Source organism: Xanthobacter sp. 126 (assembly GCF_000526175.1).
GTDB lineage: Bacteria > Pseudomonadota > Alphaproteobacteria > Rhizobiales > Xanthobacteraceae > Xanthobacter > Xanthobacter aminoxidans.
In genome coordinates this window covers 571953-590849 of the sequence record NZ_JAFO01000001.1, presented here as the reverse complement: position 1 = coordinate 590849, position 18897 = coordinate 571953, and the positions used below count along the sequence as shown (strand labels likewise).

The following is an 18897-nucleotide window of genomic DNA, read 5'->3' as shown; positions in this document are numbered from 1 at the left end:
CGCCGCCTCCCGGAGGACGGGGCCCCCTTCGGCGCGCGGGACCGAACCTATCCCCGCGCGGCCTCGGCCGCCTGCGGCAGGTCCTGCGCCGCGACCTCCGACAGGGCATGGCCGTAGAGCACGAGGCAGGGGCCGTCCGCCCCTGCGTCCACGGCGCGGGTCACGGCCTCCACGAGGCTGGCGACGGTGGCGATCACCACCTTCTCCTCCGGCCGCGTGACCGAGAAGATGGCGACGGCGGGCGTCGCCGGCTCGATGCCGGCCGCAAGCAGGTTGCGCACGAGGTCCGGCAGGGTCCGGCGCGGCATGTAGACGACGGTGGTGGCCGCCTTGTCGGAGAGCGCCTTGAAGTCGAGATCGGCGGGCAATTTCCCGTCGCGGGCATGGGCGGTGACGAATTGCAGCCGCCGCGCATGGTCGCGGTGGGTCAGGGAGGTGACGAGCCGGCTCGCCGCGCCCTGCGGGGAAGAGATGCCCGGCACCACCTCCACCGGCACGCCGGCCGCGCGGCAATGGGCGATCTCCTCGCCGGCCCGGCCGAAGATCATGGGCTCGCCGCCCTTCAGGCGCACCACGCGGCGGCCCTCGCGGGCCAGTTCCACCATCAGCGCGTTGATGTCGTCCTGCTTGCAGGAAGGGCCGTAGCCGGTCTTGCCCACCAGCATCTTCTTCGCCTCGCGCCGGGCGAAGTCGAGGATCGCGCCGGACACGAGGTCGTCATAGAGCACCACGTCCGCCGATTGCAGCGCGCGCACGGCCTTCAGCGTCAGAAGCTCGGGATCGCCCGGCCCCGCGCCCACCAGCACCACCGAGCCGCCCACGCCCGAGCGACCTTGCGGGGATGAGCCCTGCGTCTCGAGCGCGGCGAACAATGCGGCGCGGTCGGCCTCTTCCGGCGCCCGGTGGGGCTCGGCGAGGGCTTTCGCGGCGAACCGCTCCCAGAAGGCCCGGCGGGCGTGGAAGGAGAGGCCGCGCTCGGTCACCGCCGCGCGCCACGTCTTCGCCGCCTGCGCCCAGGCGCGGAAGCCGGAGGGCAGCAGCGCCTCGATCTTGGCCCGCACCGCCTGCCCGAACACGGGGGCGGCACCATCCGTGGAAATGCCCACCACGAGGGGCGAGCGGTTGACGATGGCCCCGAAGGTGAAATCGCACAGAGCCGGCCGGTCGATGACGTTCACCGGCACCCCGGCGGCGCGGGCGGCGGCGGAAAAGCGCTCGGCCGCGTCCGCATCCTCGAAATCGCCGATGGCAAGGGCCGCGCCCTCAATATCGTCCGGATGCCAGTCGCGCACATGCACGGCGATGGGGCCAGAGTTATGCGGGCCACGGGTGGGTGCGCCGGCCAGCCGCCAGATGTCCTCGCAGACGGCAGGGGCGATCACCTCCACCCGCGCCCCGGCGGCGGAGAGAAGCTCCGCCTTCCAGGCCGCAGGCTCGCCGCCGCCCGCCACCAGCACGCGCCGGCCCTCGAGCCCGAAGAACAGCGGCAGCCGCGCAAGCGCCTCCATGCGCGCCTGCCGCGTCTCACGCGGGGCACGGGGGCTGCTGGATTCGGCGCCGGGGGCGGCCATGGGGAAAACTCCAAAAAGCTCGCTATTCGGAAAGGGTAAGCTCCAAGTCCGCCGGGCGCCACCCCCTCACCCGTCTCGCGGCTGCGCCGCGATCCACCCTCTCCCGCCTGAACTCGGCTGATGCCGAGTTCATTTCGTGAAAACCGAAGTCGGCAATAGCCGACTTCGAGGGGAGAGGGAGACCCCAGCCGATCAGCCGCGGGCGGCGACGACGATGATCTCGACCAGGAACTGCGGCGCGGCGAGCTTGCCTTCGCTGGTGGCGCGGGCGGGGGGATTGGCCTTGTCCACCCAGGTGTCCCACACGCTGTTCATGGCAGCGAAGTTCTTGATGTCCGACAGCCAGATGGTGGCGGTAAGAATGCGCGACTTGTCGGTGCCGGCGCGGGCCAGCAGGCTGTCGATGGAGGCGAGCACGGCCTTCGTCTGGCTCTCCACGTCCGGCCCCTCGGCCACCTGGCCGGCGAGATAGACGGTGTTGCCGTGGATCACCGCCTCGCTCATGCGGGCGCCCTTGTCGAGCCGTTCGATGCTCATGATGTGTCCTCGTGTTGGGAATGGCGGGTGTTTAGCAGCATCCGGGGCGGAGGCGTCAACCATCCGCTGCCGCCTCCGCTCCATCACCCGTCGCCCTCCGGCTTGACCGGAGGGCCCATGTCGACGTTCCGACCGGCGGAGAGATGGGTCCTCCGGTCAAGCCGGAGGACGACGGCGAAAGAGGGAAAGACGGCGAAAAGTGCGAACGAAGAGCGTAAGAAGACGCCGCCCCTCAGTGCGCCTCTTCCCAGTTCTTCGCCGCCCGCGCGTCCACCTTCAGCGGCACGGCGAGATTGACGGCGGGGGCCGCCGCCGTCTCCATGGCGTGGCGCACCACGGGAATGGTGGCCTCAGCCTCGGCCTCCGGCACCTCGAACACCAGTTCGTCGTGGACCTGAAGAAGCATGCGGGCGGAGAGCCCCGCCTCAACCAGCGCCGGCTCCATGCGGATCATGGCGCGGCGGATGATGTCGGCGGCGGTGCCCTGGAGGCGGGCATTGATGGCGGCGCGCTCGTTGAAGGCGCGCAGAGACGGGTTCTTCGCCGCGATGTCGGGATAGTGGCAGCGCCGGCCGAACAGCGTCTCCACGTATCCGTGCTCGCGGCAGAAGGTCTTGGTCTCCTCCATATAGTCGCGGATGCCGGGGAAGCGCTCGAAATAGCGCTTGATGTATTGCCCCGCCTCCTCGCGCGGAATGGAGAGCTGGTTGGCGAGGCCGAACGCTGAGATGCCGTAGATGATGCCGAAATTGATGGCCTTCGCCCGCCGCCGGATTTCTCCCGGCATGTCCTTCACCGGCACGCCGAACATCTCGGAGGCGGTCATGGCGTGGATGTCGAGCCCGTCCGTGAAGGCCTGCCGCAGCGCCGGGATCTCGGCGATCTCGGCCAGCAGCCGCAATTCGATCTGCGAATAGTCGGCCGAGACGAGGAGGTTGCCCGCTTCCGCCACGAAGGCGCGGCGGATGCGGCGGCCTTCCTCGGTGCGCACCGGGATGTTCTGGAGGTTGGGATCGGAGGAGGAGAGCCGCCCCGTGGTGGTGGCGGCCAGCGCGTAGGAGGTGTGGACGCGCTTGGTCTGCGGGTGCACGAAATTGGGCAGCGCATCCGTATAGGTGGAGCGCAGCTTGGAGAGCTGGCGCCATTCCAGGATCTTCTGCGGCAGCTTGTGGCCCTGCTCGGCCAGCTCCTCCAGCGCGGTGGCCTTGGTGGACCACATGCCGGTGGCGGTCTTGGTGCCGCCGGGAAGGCCCATGCGGCCGAACAGGATGTCGCCCATCTGCTTGGGGCTGCCCACGTTCAGCCGCTCGCCGGCCAGCTCTGCGATCTCGTCCTCCACCCGCGCGGCGCCCTGCGCGAATTCGGACGACAGGCGCGCCAGCATGGCCTTGTCTATGGCGATGCCGCGGCTCTCCATGCGCGCCAGCACGGGAATGAGCGGGCGCTCCAGCGTCTCGTAGACGGTGGTGCGGCCCTCGGCGGGGAGGCGGGGCTTCAGCACCTGCCACAGGCGCAGGGTCACATCCGCATCCTCGGCGGCGTAGGCTGTGGCGGTCTCCAGCGGCACCTTGTCGAAGGTGATCTGCGCCTTGCCCTTGCCCGCAACTTCCGAAAAAGCGATGGGCTGGTGGCCGAGGTGGAGCACGGAAAGCTCGTCCATGCCATGGCCGTTCTTGCCGGCATCGAGCGCGTAGGACATGCACATGGTGCAGTCGATGGGCGCGACATTGATGCCGTGGCGGGACAGCACCGCCTCGTCATACTTCACATTGTGCCCGATCTTCAGCGTGCCTTTGTCCTCAAGCATGGGCTTAAGCGCCGCGACCGCATCGGCGAGCGAAATCTGCCCCGGCAGCAGGCCCTCGGAGAACAGGCCGTCGCCCGCGCCCTGATGCAGGAGGGGGATGTAGCAGGCCTCATTGGGTGAGAGCGCCAGCGAGACGCCCACGAGATCCGCCTGCATGGGGTCCAGCGAATTGGTCTCGGTGTCGAAGGCGACGACGCCGAGGTCCCTGGCCTTCGCGCACCACGCCTTCAGCTCGGCGAGATCGAGAATGGTGCGGTAGGCCTTGCGGTCCACCGGCGTCGCCCGTGCGGCCTGCGCGCGCTGGTGGGCGAGATCGGAGGGGGTCGGCGTGCCGCTGGGGGCCGCGGGCTGGGCGGCGGCGGTCGGCGCTTCGCCTTCAGCGGTGGGCGCGGCGGCGGGGGCGAAGAGATCGCCGCCGCTCGGCGCCAGCTTCGGGTCCGGCTCCACCTCGCCGGCTTCCACGCCATAGGCCTCGGCCACGCGGCGGGTGATGGTGGTGAACTCCATGGCCTTCAGGAAGGAGATGAGGCGCTTGGCGTCCGGGTCTTCGAGCACGAGGTCTTCCAGGGGCACTTCCACCGCCACGTCGCGCACCAGCGTGACAAGCTGCTTGGAGATGCGCGCGGCGTCCTGATTGTTCAGCAGCGATTCACGCCGCTTGGGCTGCTTGATCTCGCCGGCGCGGGCGAGAAGCGTTTCCAGGTCGCCATATTCGGCGATGAGCTGGGCGGCGGTCTTGATGCCGATGCCGGGCACGCCGGGCACGTTGTCGGTGCTGTCACCGGCCAGCGCCTGCACGTCCGTGACCTTCTCCGGCGGCACGCCGAAATATTCCTGAACCTCGCCAAGGCCGATGCGCCGCTCGGGGCGCGCCCCACGCCCGCCGCTCTCGCCCGAGGCGGGATCGTACATGGCGACCTTGGGGCCGATGAGCTGCATCAGATCCTTGTCGGCGGAGACGATGAGCACGTCCGCCCCGGCCTTCACCGCATGCTCGGCATAGGTGGCGATGATGTCGTCCGCCTCGTAGCGCGCCTGTTCCACCGGGATGAGGCCGAAGGCGCGCACCGCCTCGCGCATGAGCGGGAACTGGGGAATCAGCTCGTCCGGCGGCTCGGAGCGGTTGGCCTTGTAGTCGGGATAAAGCTCCTTGCGGAAACTGTCCTCCGACTTGTCGAAGACGATGGCGAGGTGGGTGGGGCGGATGCCCACGGCCCCGTCGCGCACGAACTGGAACAGCTTGGTGCAGAAGAGGCGCACCGCGCCCGTGGGCAGCCGGTCCGAGCGGAAATTGTACTTCCGGTCCTGATTGATGGACTGGAAATAGGCGCGGAACACGAAGGAGGAGCCATCCACCAGGAACACATGGTCGCCGGGCTTGAGGGGGCGGGGAGAGGGGGACATGGGGCGTCCTTCAAAGGTCCGGCGGCAGCGGCGATCAGAGGTCTGGATCGGGGGTCGATCGAAGGCGCGCACGATGCCCGAGGGGGCGGCAAGGGACAAGGGGCTCGCCCGCGACGGGGCGACACCTCGCAATCGGAGCGATCAGGCGCAGATTCGCAGAGCAGCGGGGCACCGCGGCTCTTTGCGTCGCCGCAGATGCAGGAGGAGATGCCGCGAACAGGCATCTCAGGGCAAGCGCTTCGGCATAGCCCCGCTCCCGGAATGTACTCTATGGTGCCTGGCCACTTGTGAGGCGTTCGGATCGAGGACGACAATGAAAAAGGATGGGATTGAGGCAAACGTCGACCTGTCGGCCGCCCACTCGGCGTTGGCGTTTGAGCCTCCTACGCTCGTCACCAAGGATGTCCGAAGCGAGTTTCCGTCTCGTTTTGGCGCGTTCTCGATGATCCACGCCCCCGGTCATGTGTGCTGGCTGGAGATCGGCCGGTACTGCTCGATTGCGCCTGGGGTTACGCTCGGAGCCAACGAGCACGACATGACTCGTCTTTCGACGAGCTCCAGCTTCGAAAACCCCGCCCTCTACGGCTGGGATCGTTTCGTGTCCGGTCAGGACGCCCCGGAACGGCATTGGTTCCAGGGGAGCGTCAAGCCGGTAAAAATTGGGCACGACGTGTGGATTGGGCAGAATGCCTTCATCCGCTCGGGCGTCACGATCGGCAACGGGGCGGTGATAGCGGCTCTGTCGTGCATCACGCGCGACGTTCCGGCCTATGCCATCATGGCCGGCAACCCGGCGCAGATCGTCCGCTATCGCTTTGACCCGGAAACCATCGTTCGGCTGGAACGCCTTCGGTGGTGGCGGTTCTCAATAGCCGACCTCGTACGCTTTGATATCACCAACATGCCGGCCTGCCTCGATGGTTTGGAGAAGGCCATCGAGGATGGCTCCATACAGCCCTACGAACCGGCATGGCTCAGCGCCGCTGACCTGCTTTGACTGCCGCCTTTATCCCGTTCCCAAACCGCTGCGGCGTCTGCGCGAGCGGCCGCCACGGGAGAGCGTGTCTCAGCGGGGGAGGGGGCGACACGCGTAAGGCCAAGCCGTGCCGCAGCGCACACTTCGCAGGCATCTGCATCCTCAGATGAACAACAGAAGTGCAAACTCCCAGCACGCCCAATTTTTCATCAGTCTAATTTTATTCGCGAAATCAACGACCTAAGCATCCGGGCGCACTTGGCCCATCACTTGCTTTTATCAACGCGGCGCAGTCGATGATGATCGCGCCTCATATTCGTCCCAACGCTGGGACCCGCAGCAGAGCCGCTGACAGCCATGACCTGAAGGTCGTGAGCATGTCCGCGGCTTTTTTCGTTTCGGGTCTCCGCGTCCGCCTTTGCCGATCCAGGGGAAAAGAACATGAGCGACGCTTTCAAGTCCGGGCCCAACGAGACCGTCTCCACCGCAGCCGACGCCTCCACCCCCGCCGGCGTCTCGCGCCGCTCGCTGCTGAAGGGCACGGCCGCGGCGCTGGGCACCGCCGCTCTGTTCGAGAGCATCCGCATGGCCTTCCCCGGCGGCGTGCCGGCGGCCTATGCCTCCGAGGCGCCGGAGACCAACAAGGCGACGCTCGGCTTCATCGCCCTCACCGACGCGGCGCCCCTGTTCGTCGCCAAGGAAAAGGGCCTGTTCGACAAATATGGCATGACCGACGTGACGGTGGCCAAGCAGGCCTCCTGGGGCACCACGCGCGACAATCTGGTGCTCGGCTCCGAGGGCAACGGCATCGACGGCGCCCACATCCTGACGCCCATGCCCTACCTGATCTCCGCCGGCAAGGTGACGCAGAACAACGTCCCCACCCCCATGTACATCCTCTCCCGGCTGAACCTGAACAGCCAGTGCATCTCGGTGGGCCAGGAATATATCGACCTCAAGATCGGCCTCGATACCAAGCCCTTCAAGGAAGCGCTGGACAAGAAGAAGGCCTCCGGCAAGTCGGTGAAGGCCGCCATGACCTTCCCCGGCGGCACCCATGACCTGTGGATCCGCTACTGGCTCGCCGCCGGCGGCATCGACCCCGACAAGGACATCGAGACCATCGTCGTCCCGCCGGCCCAGATGGTGGCCAACATGAAGGTGGGCACCATGGACTGCTTCTGTGTCTGCGAGCCGTGGAACGAGCAGCTCATCCACCAGAAGATCGGCTACACCGCCGTCACCACCGGCGAGCTCTGGAAGGACCATCCGGAGAAGGCGCTCGGCATGCGCGCCGCCTATGTGGACAAGAACCCGAAGGCCGCCATGGCGCTGCTGAAGGCGGTGATGGAAGCCCAGATGTGGTGCGACAAGATGGAGAACCGCGAGGAAGTCGCGGCCATCTGCGCCAAGCGCCAGTGGATCAACGTGCCGGTCGCCGACGTGGTGGACCGCATGAAGGGCAAGTTCGACTACGGCACCGGCCGCGTGGTCGAGAAGAGCCCGGTCATGATGAAGTATTGGCAGGACAATGCGTCCTACCCCTACCAGAGCCACGACCTGTGGTTCATCACCGAGGACCAGCGCTGGGGCAAGTTCGAGCCCGATTACGACGCCAAGGCCCTCATCGCCAAGGTGAACCGCGAGGACATGTGGCGCGAGGCGGCGAAGGCCCTCTCCGTGCCGGCGGCCGAGATCCCCACCGCCACCTCGCGCGGCAAGGAGACCTTCTTCGACGGCAAGGTCTTCGATCCGGAAAACCCCTCCGCCTACCTGTCGAGCCTCGGCATCAAGCGGATCTCGTGATCGCACGGCGCCGCCTTTGATCCCAGACCACGGGGGCGGCGCCCCCTGCCCCGAACCCGGAGACGCACTCATGTCCATGCCCGCCCTCAAGCTGGAAAAATCCCTGTCCGCTCCGTCGGCGCAAGCCCCTGCCGCGCAAGTCGCCGCCGCGCAGGTGGTGAAGATGCCGGCGCGCAAGCGCCCGGCGCTGGCGGAGAAGATCGTGCCCTTGCTGAAGACGGCCGCGGCCAACATCGTCCCGCCCATCGTCGTCATCGCCCTGCTCCTGGGCCTGTGGCAGATCCTGTGCAGCGCCCCGGGCTCGGCCCTGCCGCCGCCCTCCTCCATCATCCAGAATTCGTGGGAGCTGATCGCCCACCCCTTCTATGACCGGGGCGGCCTCGACAAGGGCCTGTTCTGGCACATCCTCGCCTCGCTCCAGCGGGTGGCGGTGGGCTACAGCCTCGCGGCGGTGGCCGGCGTGGGACTCGGCGTGCTCATCGGCCAGTCCACCTGGGCCATGCGCGGGCTCGACCCGCTGTTCCAGGTGCTGCGCACCGTGCCGCCGCTCGCCTGGCTGCCGCTCTCCCTCGCCGCCTTCCGCGACGGCCAGCCGGCGGCGGTGTTCGTCATCTTCATCACCGCCATCTGGCCCATCATCATCAATACGGCGGTGGGCATCCGCAACATCCCGCAGGATTACCGGAACGTTGCTGCGGTGCTGCGGCTGAACCCCATCGAATTCTTCCTGAAGATCATGATCCCGGCCGCCGCGCCCTACATCTTCACCGGCCTGCGCATCGGCATCGGCCTGAGCTGGCTCGCCATCATCGCGGCGGAGATGCTCATCGGCGGCGTCGGCATCGGCTTCTTCATCTGGGATGCGTGGAACTCGTCGCTCATCGGCGACATCATCGTGGCGCTCTTCTATGTCGGCATCACCGGTTTCATTCTGGACCGCATGATCGCCGCCGTCGGCGCCTTCGTCACCCGCGGCACCGCCGCTGCCTGAGGAGGCTTCCATGGGCGCCTATCTGAAGCTCGATCACATCGACAAGACCTTCACCCGCGGCTCCGCCTCCACCAATGTGCTGAAGGAGGTGACGCTCGACATCGACAAGGGCGAATACGTCTCCATCATCGGCCATTCCGGCTGCGGCAAGTCCACTTTGCTGAACATCGTCGCCGGCCTCACCTCCGCCACCACCGGCGGGGTGATCCTCGACGGGCGGGAGGTGAATTCCCCCGGCCCGGACCGCGCCGTCGTGTTCCAGAACCACTCGCTGCTGCCCTGGCTCACAGTTTATGAAAATGTGCGCCTCGCGGTGGACAAGGTGTTCTCCGGCACCCGCTCGCGCGCCGAGCGGCATGACTGGACCCTGCACAATCTCGACCTCGTGCAGATGGGCCATGCCAAGGACAAGCGCCCGTCGGAAGTCTCCGGCGGCATGAAGCAGCGCGTCGGCATTGCCCGCGCGCTGGCCATGGAGCCCAAGGTGCTGCTGCTGGACGAGCCGTTCGGCGCGCTGGACGCGCTCACCCGCGCGCATCTTCAGGACAGCGTGATGCAGATCCACGCCACGCTGGGCAACACCATCCTCATGATCACCCACGACGTGGACGAGGCGGTGCTGCTCTCCGACCGCATCGTGATGATGACCAACGGCCCTTCCGCCTATGTGGGCGAGGTGCTGGAGGTGAATCTGCCCCGTCCGCGCAAGCGCCTCGATCTGGTGACCAACCCCACCTACCTCAAGGCCCGCGAGGCGGTGCTGAAATTCCTCCACGAGCGCCACCGCTTCGTCGAGGCCGCCTGAGCCCCAAAGGCGCGGCCTGCCAGCGCCGTCCAAGCACGATCAGCAGGCGCGGGTCCGACCCGCGCCGTCCACACCGAGCGTCGATCTCACGCGCCAAACCGGCGCGCGGGTCCGTGCGCCCTTCATCCGGAATTGCGCCAGGAGTTGCACCATGAGCCTGACCCCGCACCAGATCGAGCTGATCCAGGACTCGTTCGCCAAGGTGGTGCCCATCGCCGACACCGCCGCCGCCGTCTTCTACGGCCGGCTGTTCGAGATCGCGCCGCAGGTGAAGCCCCTGTTCAAGGGCGACATGAGCCTCCAGGGCGCCAAGCTCATGGCGACGCTGGGCCTCGTCGTCGCCGGCCTCAACGACCTGTCGAAGATCGTCCCCGCCGCCGAGAGTCTCGCCCACAAGCATGTGGCCTATGGCGTGAAGGACGAGCACTACGCCCCCGTCGGTGCCGCGCTCATCTGGACTCTGGAGCGCGGCCTCGGCCCGGACTTCACGCCCGAGACCAGGGAAGCCTGGGTCGAAGCCTACGGCATCCTCTCTTCCGTCATGATCGCCGCCGCCGCCAAGGCGCCGGTTGCGGCCGAGTGAGGAGGCAGGCGTGAGCGAGCCCCTTCTCGTCATCGGCAACGGCATGGCCGCCGCGAAGCTCTGTGAGGAGCTGACGCGGCGCGCGCTGGGCCGCCACGCCGTGGCGGTGATCGGGGCGGAGCCGCACCTTGCCTATAACCGCGTGCTACTCTCCGAGGTGCTCGCCGGCCACATGACCGCCGCCGAGGCGGAGATGAAGCCCGCCGCCTGGTGGCGCGCGCGGGGCGTGACCCTGCAATACGGCACCCCTGCCGCCGCCATCGACCGCGCCGCGCGCGAAGTCATCCTCGCCGATGGCCGCCGCCTGCCCTTCGGCAAGCTGGTGCTCGCCACTGGCTCCCACCCCATCCGCCTGCCGCTGCCGGGCATGGACCTGCCCGGTGTCCACACCTTTCGCGATCTCGACGACGTGGAAGCCCTGCTCGCCGCCGCCGCCGTGCCCGGCACGCGCGCCGTGGTCATCGGCGGCGGGCTGCTGGGCATCGAGGCGGCAGCCGGGCTCGCGGGTGCGGGCGTCGAGACCCGCCTCGTCCATCTCATGGACCGGCTGATGGAACGCCAGCTGGACATCACAGCCGGTGCCTTCCTTCGACGCGCGGTGGAGGCCAAGGGCATCGAGGTGCTGCTGGGCGCCGCGAGCGAGGCCATCGAGGGCGAAAGCCATGTCACCGGCCTGCGCCTGAAGGACGGCCGCGTCCTTCCCGCCGACATTCTGGTGGTGGCCTGCGGCGTCATCCCCAATGCGGACCTCGCCCGTGGGGCGGGGCTGGAGGTGAAGCGCGGCATCGTGGTGGATGACACCCTCGCGTCGTCCGATCCCGACATCTTCGCCATCGGCGAATGCGCCGAGCATCGCGGCATGACCTACGGCCTCGTCGCACCCGCCTATGAGCAGGCCGGCGTGCTCGCCCGCCGCCTCGCCGGAGAGGATGCGCGCTACGTGGGCTCGGTGGTTTCCACCAATCTCAAGGTGTCGGGCGTGCCCGTCTTCTCCGCCGGCGACGTCACCGGCGGCGCGGGCACGGAGGACATCGTGCTTACCGATCGCGGGCTCGGCGTCTACCGCCGGCTCATCTTGAAGGACGGCCGGCTCTCCGGCGCCGTGCTGTTCGGCGACACGGCGGACGGCCTCTTCTATCTCGACCTCATCACAAGCCGCACCCCCATCGCCGCCATGCGGACCGAGCTTGCGTTCGGTCGCGATGCGGTGGCGGCGGCAGCCTGACAAGAAGAAGAAAGGAAACCCCATGGGCGCCGATTTCACCCTCGACCAGAAGCTTTATCTCGAAGGCTTCGTCTCCGGCGCCAAGGCCGTGCAGGTCGCCCGCGGGGCTGCCCCCGCGCCTTCGGCCGCGCCCGTCGCGGAGATGACCGGGCCGGATGCCGCGAGCCATCGCGCCATGGCCCGCACCGAGGCCGAGGGCCGGAAGCTCACGCCCGAGGAGAAGGCGAAGCGCGAGGAGCTGGGCCTCGACGCCTACGACCGCATGCGCCATGCCGCCCGCGACGGCGCCTTTCCCAAAGGGCCAGACGTGCTGCGCTGGAAGTATCACGGCCTGTTCTATGTGGCCCCGGCGCAGGACAGCTTCATGTGCCGCATGCGGATTCCCGGCGGCATCCTCACCCACTGGCAGTTCCGCGGCATCGCCGATATCGCCGCGCGTAACGGCGGCGGCTACACCGACATCACCACCCGCGCCAATCTCCAGATCCGCGAGATCCCGCCCACCGACGGCATCGCCGTGCTGGAGGGGCTGGTCGGCCTCGGCCTCACGGCGAAGGGCTCGGGGGCCGACAACATCCGCAATGTCACCGGCACGCCCACCGCCGGCATCGACCCGCAGGAACTGCTCGACACCCGCCCGCTGGCGAACGCTTGGCACCATTACATCCTGAACAGCCGCGACATGTACGGCCTGCCGCGCAAGTTCAACGTGGCCTTCGACGGCGCCGGCACCATCGGCGCGCTGGAGGACACCAACGACATCGGCTTCCAGGCGGTGGAGGTGATCGACGGCTTCGGCATCGCGCCCGGCGTATGGCTGCGCCTCGTGCTGGGCGGCATCACCGGCCACAAGGATTTCGCCCGCGACACCGGCATCGTCGTGCGCGAGGGGGAGGCAGTGGACGTGGCGGCGGCCATCGTGCGCGCCTTCATCGACACCGGCGACCGCACCGACCGCAAGAAGGCGCGGCTGAAATACGTGCTCGATTCCCTCGGCTTCGACGGCTTCCTGAAGCGGGTGGAAGCCAAGCTCGGCCGCCCCTTCACGCGCGTTTCCGCCGAGGCGGTGAAGCCGCGCGCGGAGCCGGACCGGCTCGCCCATCTCGGCGTCCATCCGCAGAAGCAGGTGGGGCTGAATTATGTGGGCGTCGCCACCCCCGTGGGCCGCATGAGCGCCGTCCAGATGCGCGGCCTCGCCGACATCTCGGCCCGCTTCGGCGACGGGGATATCCGCCTCACCGTCTGGCAGAACCTGCTCATCTCCGGCGTCGCGGACGCAGACATCGCGGCCGTCACGGGCGCGGTGGAAGCCCTCGGCCTCAGCACGAAGGCAACACCGCTCCAGGCGGGCATCGTCGCCTGCACCGGGGCGAAGGGCTGCCGCTTCGCGGCGGCCGACACCAAGGGCACCGCGCGGGCCATTCTGGCCCATTGCGAAGAGCGCGTCGCCCTCGACGGGCCGGTGAACATCCACGTCACCGGCTGCCACAATTCCTGCGCCCAGCATTATATCGGCGATATCGGGCTGATCGGGGCGCGGGTGCCCGTCAATGACGACGGGGACACGGTGGACGGCTATCACATCCTCGTCGGCGGAGGCTTCGGCAGCGCGGCCGCCATCGCCCGCGAGCTTTACCAATACGTGCCGGCGGACGACGCCCTGGCCGTGGTGGAACGCCTGCTGAAAAGCTGGCTCGCCCACCGCACGGCCGGCGAAAGCTTCGCCGATTTCACCCGCCGCTTTGAGCCCGACGCGCTGAAGGCGCTGGCGGAGGCGGCATGAACCGCCCGGCCCCTTCCATTCGGCCGCTGCGCGACGTTGTGCGCTGGGCCCCGGCTCTCCTTCCACTGACGCTTCATGCGTCCGGGGCGCGAGAGCGGGATCGTGTCCCGGCCGACTGCAACGCAGCGCAGCGCAGTGGAAGGAGAGCCGGGACCCAGCGCAACATGCGCGCGCCCGTGGCGCGCACCGTTTCCGGATCACGCCCATGAGCCTCCAGTCCCGTCCCCCCATCGTCCCCGTCCTGCCCGACAGCGCGCCCTTCACGGCGGAGCAGCGGGCGTGGCTGAACGGCTTTTTCGCCGCCATCCTCTCCACCGAGACGGCGCCCGCGCCCATGGCCCTCTCGGCCGGCGATGCGGCTGCGCTGCTGCCGGACCTCTCCGCTCCCGCGCCTGCTGAAGAGGATGACGGCGCACCCTGGCACGACCCCGCCATGCCGCTCGCCGAGCGCATGGCGCTGGCCGAGGGCAAGGCCCTACCCCGGCGCATGATGGCGGCCATGGCGCAGCAGGATTGCGGCCAGTGCGGCTATGTCTGCGAGACCTACGCCAAGGCCCTGGCGAGCGGCGTCGAGAGCAAGCTCAACCTCTGCGCCCCCGGCGGCAAGGACACGCTGCGCATGCTGAAGCAGCTCGCAGCGGAAACCTCCGCCCCCGCCGAGGCCGCGCCGCTTACCGAAGCCCCTGCCCCGGCCGTCGCCCAAGCCGCGCCCGCCGCCACCGGCACCCGTGAGAATCCCGGCGAGGTCACCTTCCTCTCCCGCACCCGCCTCAACGCGGCGGGCTCGGAGAAGGAGACGTGGCATGTGGAGTTCGACCTTGCCGGCTCCGGCATCGACTATGCCGCCGGCGACAGCTTCGGCGTGTTTCCGGTGAACGATCCCGCCCTCGTCGCCGCCGTGCTGGAGGCGCTGCACGCCCCCGCCGATTTTCCCATCGCCGGCCACACGCTCGCCGAGGTGCTGGCCCGCGAGGTGTGCCTGAAATCGGCGCCGGATGCGCTCTTCACCCTCATCTCCTATCTCGTCGGTGGCGACCGCAAGGCGAAGGCCCGCGCGCTGGCCAACGGCGAGGACCCGGACGGCGATGCCGCCACCCTCGACGTGCTGGCGGCGCTCACGAAATTCCCCGGCATCAGGCCCGATCCGGAAGCCCTGATCGAGTGCCTGGAGCCGCTGCAGCCGCGCCTCTATTCCATCTCCTCCAGCCCCGTCGCCACCCCCGGCCGGCTCACGCTGACCGTGGATGCGGTGCGTTATGATCTGGAGGGCCGCACGCGGCTCGGCGTCGCCTCCACCTTCCTCGGCGACCGCCTCGCGCCGGGCACGCGCATGAAGGCCTATATCCAGAAGGCGCACGGCTTCGCGCTGCCGCAGGATCTGGCGAAGGACGTCATCATGGTCGGCCCCGGCACCGGCATCGCGCCCTTCCGCTCCTTCCTGCACGAGCGTCTGGCGACGCAGGCGCCGGGGCGCAACTGGCTGTTCTTCGGCCACCAGCGGCGCGAGACGGATTTCTTCTACGAGGACGAGCTGTCCGGCCTTCTGGCCGCCGGCTGCCTCACCCGGCTGGACACCGCCTGGTCCCGCGACGGCGACCGCAAGGTCTATGTGCAGGATCGCATCCGCGAGGCCGGGGCGGAGCTGTGGGGCTGGCTGAAGGACGGCGCCCATTTCTACGTCTGCGGCGATGCCAGGCGCATGGCCAAGGACGTGGAGCAGGCCGTCGCGGATGTGGCCGCCACCCATGGCGGGCTGTCTGCGGAAGCGGCGGCGAAATTCGTCGCCGATCTCAAGACCGCCGGGCGCTATCAGGCTGACGTGTACTGAGATAGAAATGATGGCCAAGCCTCAGGCAGGACCGGCATGAACGCCCCCCTCACCTCGCCCCCCTCGGTGAAGACCACCTGCCCCTATTGCGGCGTCGGCTGCGGCGTGAAGGCGACGCCGGACGGGCTGGGCGGCGCGCTGGTGGAGGGCGATGCCGACCACCCCGCCAATCTCGGCCGCCTGTGCTCAAAGGGCGCGGCGCTGGGGGAGACGCTGGGTCTGGAAACCCGCCTTCTCCATCCCATGGTGCGCGGGGCGGACGGCGTGCTCGCCCGCGCCAGCTGGGACGACGCGCTGGACCGCATCGCCGGTGATCTCAGGTCCATCATCGACCGGCACGGGCCGCAGGCGGTGGCCTTCTATCTCTCCGGCCAGCTTTTGACCGAGGATTATTACGCCGCCAACAAGCTGGCCAAGGGCTTCCTCGGCACGGCGAATGTGGACACCAATTCCCGCCTGTGCATGTCCTCCTCCGTGGCCGGCCACAAGCGCGGCTTCGGCTCGGATACGGTGCCGGGGAGCTATGAGGATCTGGACCGGGCGGACCTCATCGTCCTCACCGGCTCCAACACGGCGTGGTGCCATCCCGTCCTGTTCCGCCGCATGGAACAGGCGCGCAAGGCGCGGGGCACGAAGCTGGTGGTGATCGACCCCCGCCGCACCGATACGGGGGCCGAGGCGGACCTGTTCCTACCCCTCGCCCACGGCACGGATGCGCTGCTGTTCTCCGGCCTGCTGGTGCATCTGGCGCAGGGCCCCGCCTTCGATGCCGCCTATGTGGAAACGCACACGACGGGCTTCGCCGAGGCGCTCGAAGCCGCCCGCGCGGTGGCGCCCGATGCCGAAGCCACCGCGCGGGCTTGCGGGCTGGCGGTGGAGGACGTGGAGCGCTTCTTCGCGCTGTTCACCGAAACGGCGCGCACCGTCACCTGCTATTCGCAGGGGGTGAACCAGTCGGCCGTCGGCACCGACAAGGTCAACGCCATCCTCAACTGTCACCTCGCCACCGGCCGCATCGGCCGGGAGGGGATGGGGCCGTTTTCCCTCACCGGCCAGCCCAATGCCATGGGCGGGCGCGAGGTGGGCGGGCTCGCCAACCAGCTCGCCGCCCATATGGGTTTTACCCCCGCCGAGGTGGATCGCGTGCGCCGCTTCTGGGGCGCACCGCACATGGTGGAGCATGAGGGCCGCAAAGCAGTGGACATGTTCGCCGCCATCGGCCGGGGCGAGATCAAGGCCCTGTGGGTGATGGGCACCAACCCCGCCGTGAGCCTGCCCGAGGCGGATAGCGTGCGAACGGCGCTGGAAGGGCTGGAGCTGTTCATCCTCTCCGAGAATGTGGTGGCCAACGACACCGCCGGCTGCCGCCCGCATGTGATGCTGCCCGCCGCCGCCTGGGGCGAGAAGGACGGCACCGTTACCAATTCCGAGCGCCGCATCTCCCGCCAGCGCCCCTTCCTGCCCCGCCCCGGCGAGGTGCAGCCCGACTGGTGGGCGCTCAAGGGCGTCGCGCAGCGCCTCGGTTTCGGCGATGCCTTCGCCTGGCGCTCCCCGGCGGACATCTTCCGCGAGCATGCCGCCCTCTCCGGCTTCGAGAATGGCGGCGCGCGCGATTTCGACATCTCCGCCTTAGCGGGCCTCACCGAAGCGGCCTATGAGGACATCGCGCCGGTGCAATGGCCGGCGCCCGCAAACCGGCCGGAGGGCACTTCCCGGCTCTTCGCGGAGGGCGGCTATTTCACCCCCGACCGGCGCGCAAGATTCGTGGCGCCGCCTCCCGTGGCCGCGGCGGCAGCCACCCCTCCCTTCCCCTTCCTGCTGAACACCGGCCGCATCCGCGACCAGTGGCACACCATGACCCGCACAGGCCTCGCCCCCCGCCTCGGCGCGCACATCCCGGCGCCGTTCGTGGCGGTGCACCCGGATGATGCGGCGCCGCTGGGGCTCGCGACGGGGATGCTGGCCGAGGTGACGAGCGCCCACGGCCGCGCGGTGCTGGAGGTGGTGGTGGATGCCGGACAAAGACCCGGCACGGTGTTCGCGCCCATCCACTGGAGCCACGCCAATTCGTCCGATGGCCGCGTCGGCGCGCTGGTGCATGCCGTCACCGATCCGGTCTCCGGCCAGCCGGATGCCAAGGCGACGCCCGCCGCCCTCGCGCCCTATGCCGCGCCGTTCGAGGGCTTCGTGCTGGCGCGCCGGCACATGCCTCTTCCGGAAGGCGTGTGGTGGGCACGCGCGACGCTGGACGGTGGCTATGGCTGGCGAATCGCCGGCCGCATGGCACCTGAGGACTGGGCGCAATGGGTGAAAGCGGAAGGCCCCGCCGATGTCGCCGAGCTGAGCGATACGCCCTCCGGCCTCTACCGCGCCGCCGCCTTCGATGCGGACGGGCGGCTCGATTTCGCGGTGTTCATCGGCGCCGCCGGCCAGCGCGTGGCGTGGGATGCGCTGAAGGGGCTGCTGGCGTCGGAGGTCTCGGCCGCCGACCGGCGCCTCGTGCTCTCCGGCCGCCGGGCGGGCGCCAATGCCGCCTGCGGGCCGCTGGTGTGCGCCTGCTTCGGGGTGCCGAAGGACACCATCCTCGCCGCCATCCGGGAGGGGGCGGCCGACGCGGGGGCGGTGGGGGCGCGGCTCAAGGCCGGCACCAATTGCGGCTCCTGCCTGCCGGAAATCCGCAAGCTGATTCTGGAGGCCAAGGCGCCGGCGTGAGACGCCCTCGCGCCCCGGACGCATACAGCGAATGCGGAATGCGATCCGGGGCCCAGAGCAACGGACCGCCGAAGGCGCTTCCGAACCCAACCGCTCTTAAGTCTTGCCCCGCTGCGCGGGGACTTCTGCACTGGACCCCGGATCAGCGCTCCACCTTCGCGGGCAACCGCGCCCATCGCCTTCACGCCGTCGTCCTCCGGCTTGACCGGAGGACCCATGGCGCCGTGCGTCCCAGCGTCCGGCTACCCCTGCTCAAACGGAAGGATGGGCCCTCCGGTCAAGCCGGAGGGCGACAGGTAAACGGCCTAAAGGGAGGCGGAAGACCTCAGCCTTCCTTGCCTTCGGCCTTGGCGCGCTCGATGCCTTCGAGGATCAGCTTCTGCGCCTCGGCGGCGTCGCGCCAGCCGACGATCTTCACCCACTTGTTGGGTTCCAGATCCTTGTAGTGCTCGAAGAAGTGCTCGATCTGCTGGAGGGTGATCTCCGGCAGGTCGCTGTAGTTCAGCACCTTGTCGTAGCGCTTGGTGAGCTTGGAGGAGGGCACGGCGATGATCTTCTCATCCATGCCGGCCTCGTCCTCCATCAGCAGCACGCCGACGGGGCGCACCGAGATGATCGCGCCGGCCACGATGGCGCGGGTGTTGGCCACCAGCACGTCGCAGGGGTCGCCGTCGCCGGAGAGGGTGTGCGGGATGAAGCCGTAGTTTCCGGGATACCGCATGGCGGTATAGAGGAAGCGATCCACGAAGAGGGTGCCCGCGGCCTTGTCCATCTCGTACTTGATCGGCTCCCCGCCGATCGGGACTTCGATCAGCACGTTCACGTCGTGGGGCGGGTTCTTGCCGATCGGGATCGCGTCGATGCGCATG

At 68.8% G+C, this 18897-nt stretch carries 13 protein-coding genes; 9 read left to right on the top strand and 4 right to left on the bottom strand.

Features of this window, described 5'->3' with window-relative positions; genetic code table 11:
• Positions 1–47: 47 nt before the first annotated feature.
• From cysG to polA, 3 genes are all read right to left on the bottom strand, one after another.
• Positions 48–1571: a siroheme synthase CysG gene (gene cysG / locus XAN126_RS0102665; RefSeq protein ID WP_024277056.1), complete on the bottom strand. Its 1524-nt coding sequence runs from the start codon at positions 1569–1571 to the stop codon at positions 48–50.
• Between the two features lie 192 nt (positions 1572–1763).
• Positions 1764–2108: a RidA family protein gene (locus tag XAN126_RS0102660; RefSeq protein WP_024277055.1), complete on the bottom strand. Its 345-nt coding sequence runs from the start codon at positions 2106–2108 to the stop codon at positions 1764–1766.
• 232 nt (positions 2109–2340) lie between these two features.
• Positions 2341–5319, bottom strand: coding sequence for a DNA polymerase I (polA, locus tag XAN126_RS0102655; protein WP_024277054.1), 2979 nt, complete (start codon positions 5317–5319; stop codon positions 2341–2343).
• 313 nt (positions 5320–5632) lie between these two features.
• Here polA and XAN126_RS28095 point away from each other — a divergent pair, with 313 nt between their 5' ends.
• The 9 genes from XAN126_RS28095 (at position 5633) to XAN126_RS0102610 (ending at position 18028) form a co-directional block, all read left to right on the top strand.
• Complete coding sequence (locus XAN126_RS28095) at positions 5633–6316, top strand: CatB-related O-acetyltransferase (RefSeq protein ID WP_024277053.1); 684 nt, start codon at positions 5633–5635, stop codon at positions 6314–6316.
• 420 nt (positions 6317–6736) lie between these two features.
• On the top strand, positions 6737–8101 hold the full coding sequence (locus XAN126_RS0102645) for a CmpA/NrtA family ABC transporter substrate-binding protein (protein WP_024277052.1): 1365 nt from the start codon (positions 6737–6739) through the stop codon (positions 8099–8101).
• Positions 8102–8171: 70 nt separating this feature from the next.
• Complete coding sequence (gene ntrB, locus XAN126_RS0102640) at positions 8172–9092, top strand: nitrate ABC transporter permease (protein WP_024277051.1); 921 nt, start codon at positions 8172–8174, stop codon at positions 9090–9092.
• Positions 9093–9102: 10 nt separating this feature from the next.
• Complete coding sequence (locus XAN126_RS0102635) at positions 9103–9897, top strand: ABC transporter ATP-binding protein (protein ID WP_024277050.1); 795 nt, start codon at positions 9103–9105, stop codon at positions 9895–9897.
• Between the two features lie 157 nt (positions 9898–10054).
• The gene (locus tag XAN126_RS0102630; protein WP_024277049.1) at positions 10055–10480 is read left to right on the top strand and encodes a globin family protein; all 426 of its coding nucleotides are present in this window, start codon (positions 10055–10057) and stop codon (positions 10478–10480) included.
• A 10-nt stretch (positions 10481–10490) separates the two neighbouring features.
• Positions 10491–11705 carry an FAD-dependent oxidoreductase gene (locus XAN126_RS0102625; RefSeq protein WP_024277048.1) on the top strand — a complete coding sequence of 405 codons (1215 nt, stop codon included), beginning with the start codon at positions 10491–10493 and terminating at the stop codon, positions 11703–11705.
• A gap of 22 nt (positions 11706–11727) precedes the next feature.
• Positions 11728–13488 (top strand): NirA family protein, encoded by a 1761-nt coding sequence (locus tag XAN126_RS0102620; protein ID WP_024277047.1) that lies wholly within the window; start codon positions 11728–11730, stop codon positions 13486–13488.
• 205 nt (positions 13489–13693) lie between these two features.
• Positions 13694–15316 (top strand): sulfite reductase subunit alpha, encoded by a 1623-nt coding sequence (locus XAN126_RS0102615; protein ID WP_024277046.1) that lies wholly within the window; start codon positions 13694–13696, stop codon positions 15314–15316.
• Between the two features lie 36 nt (positions 15317–15352).
• Positions 15353–18028, top strand: coding sequence for a nitrate reductase (locus tag XAN126_RS0102610; RefSeq protein WP_024277045.1), 2676 nt, complete (start codon positions 15353–15355; stop codon positions 18026–18028).
• Between the two features lie 325 nt (positions 18029–18353).
• Here XAN126_RS0102610 and ppa read toward each other — a convergent pair whose 3' ends face one another.
• A complete protein-coding gene (gene ppa / locus XAN126_RS0102605; RefSeq protein WP_024277044.1) occupies positions 18354–18896 on the bottom strand; it encodes an inorganic diphosphatase in 543 nt (180 codons plus the stop codon).
• Position 18897 lies beyond the last annotated feature (1 nt).

Excerpts from the sequence above, each read along its gene's own strand:
- ppa (WP_024277044.1), bottom strand. The coding sequence starts at position 18,896 with ATGCGCATCGACGCGATCCCGATCGGCAAGAACCCGCCCCACGACGTG.
- XAN126_RS0102620 (WP_024277047.1), top strand. The coding sequence starts at position 11,728 with ATGGGCGCCGATTTCACCCTCGACCAGAAGCTTTATCTCGAAGGCTTC.
- XAN126_RS0102645 (WP_024277052.1), top strand. The coding sequence starts at position 6,737 with ATGAGCGACGCTTTCAAGTCCGGGCCCAACGAGACCGTCTCCACCGCA.
- ntrB (WP_024277051.1), top strand. The coding sequence starts at position 8,172 with ATGTCCATGCCCGCCCTCAAGCTGGAAAAATCCCTGTCCGCTCCGTCG.
- XAN126_RS0102660 (WP_024277055.1), bottom strand. The coding sequence starts at position 2,108 with ATGAGCATCGAACGGCTCGACAAGGGCGCCCGCATGAGCGAGGCGGTG.
- XAN126_RS28095 (WP_024277053.1), top strand. The coding sequence starts at position 5,633 with ATGAAAAAGGATGGGATTGAGGCAAACGTCGACCTGTCGGCCGCCCAC.
- polA (WP_024277054.1), bottom strand. The coding sequence starts at position 5,319 with ATGTCCCCCTCTCCCCGCCCCCTCAAGCCCGGCGACCATGTGTTCCTG.
- XAN126_RS0102635 (WP_024277050.1), top strand. The coding sequence starts at position 9,103 with ATGGGCGCCTATCTGAAGCTCGATCACATCGACAAGACCTTCACCCGC.
- XAN126_RS0102615 (WP_024277046.1), top strand. The coding sequence starts at position 13,694 with ATGAGCCTCCAGTCCCGTCCCCCCATCGTCCCCGTCCTGCCCGACAGC.
- cysG (WP_024277056.1), bottom strand. The coding sequence starts at position 1,571 with ATGGCCGCCCCCGGCGCCGAATCCAGCAGCCCCCGTGCCCCGCGTGAG.
- XAN126_RS0102610 (WP_024277045.1), top strand. The coding sequence starts at position 15,353 with ATGAACGCCCCCCTCACCTCGCCCCCCTCGGTGAAGACCACCTGCCCC.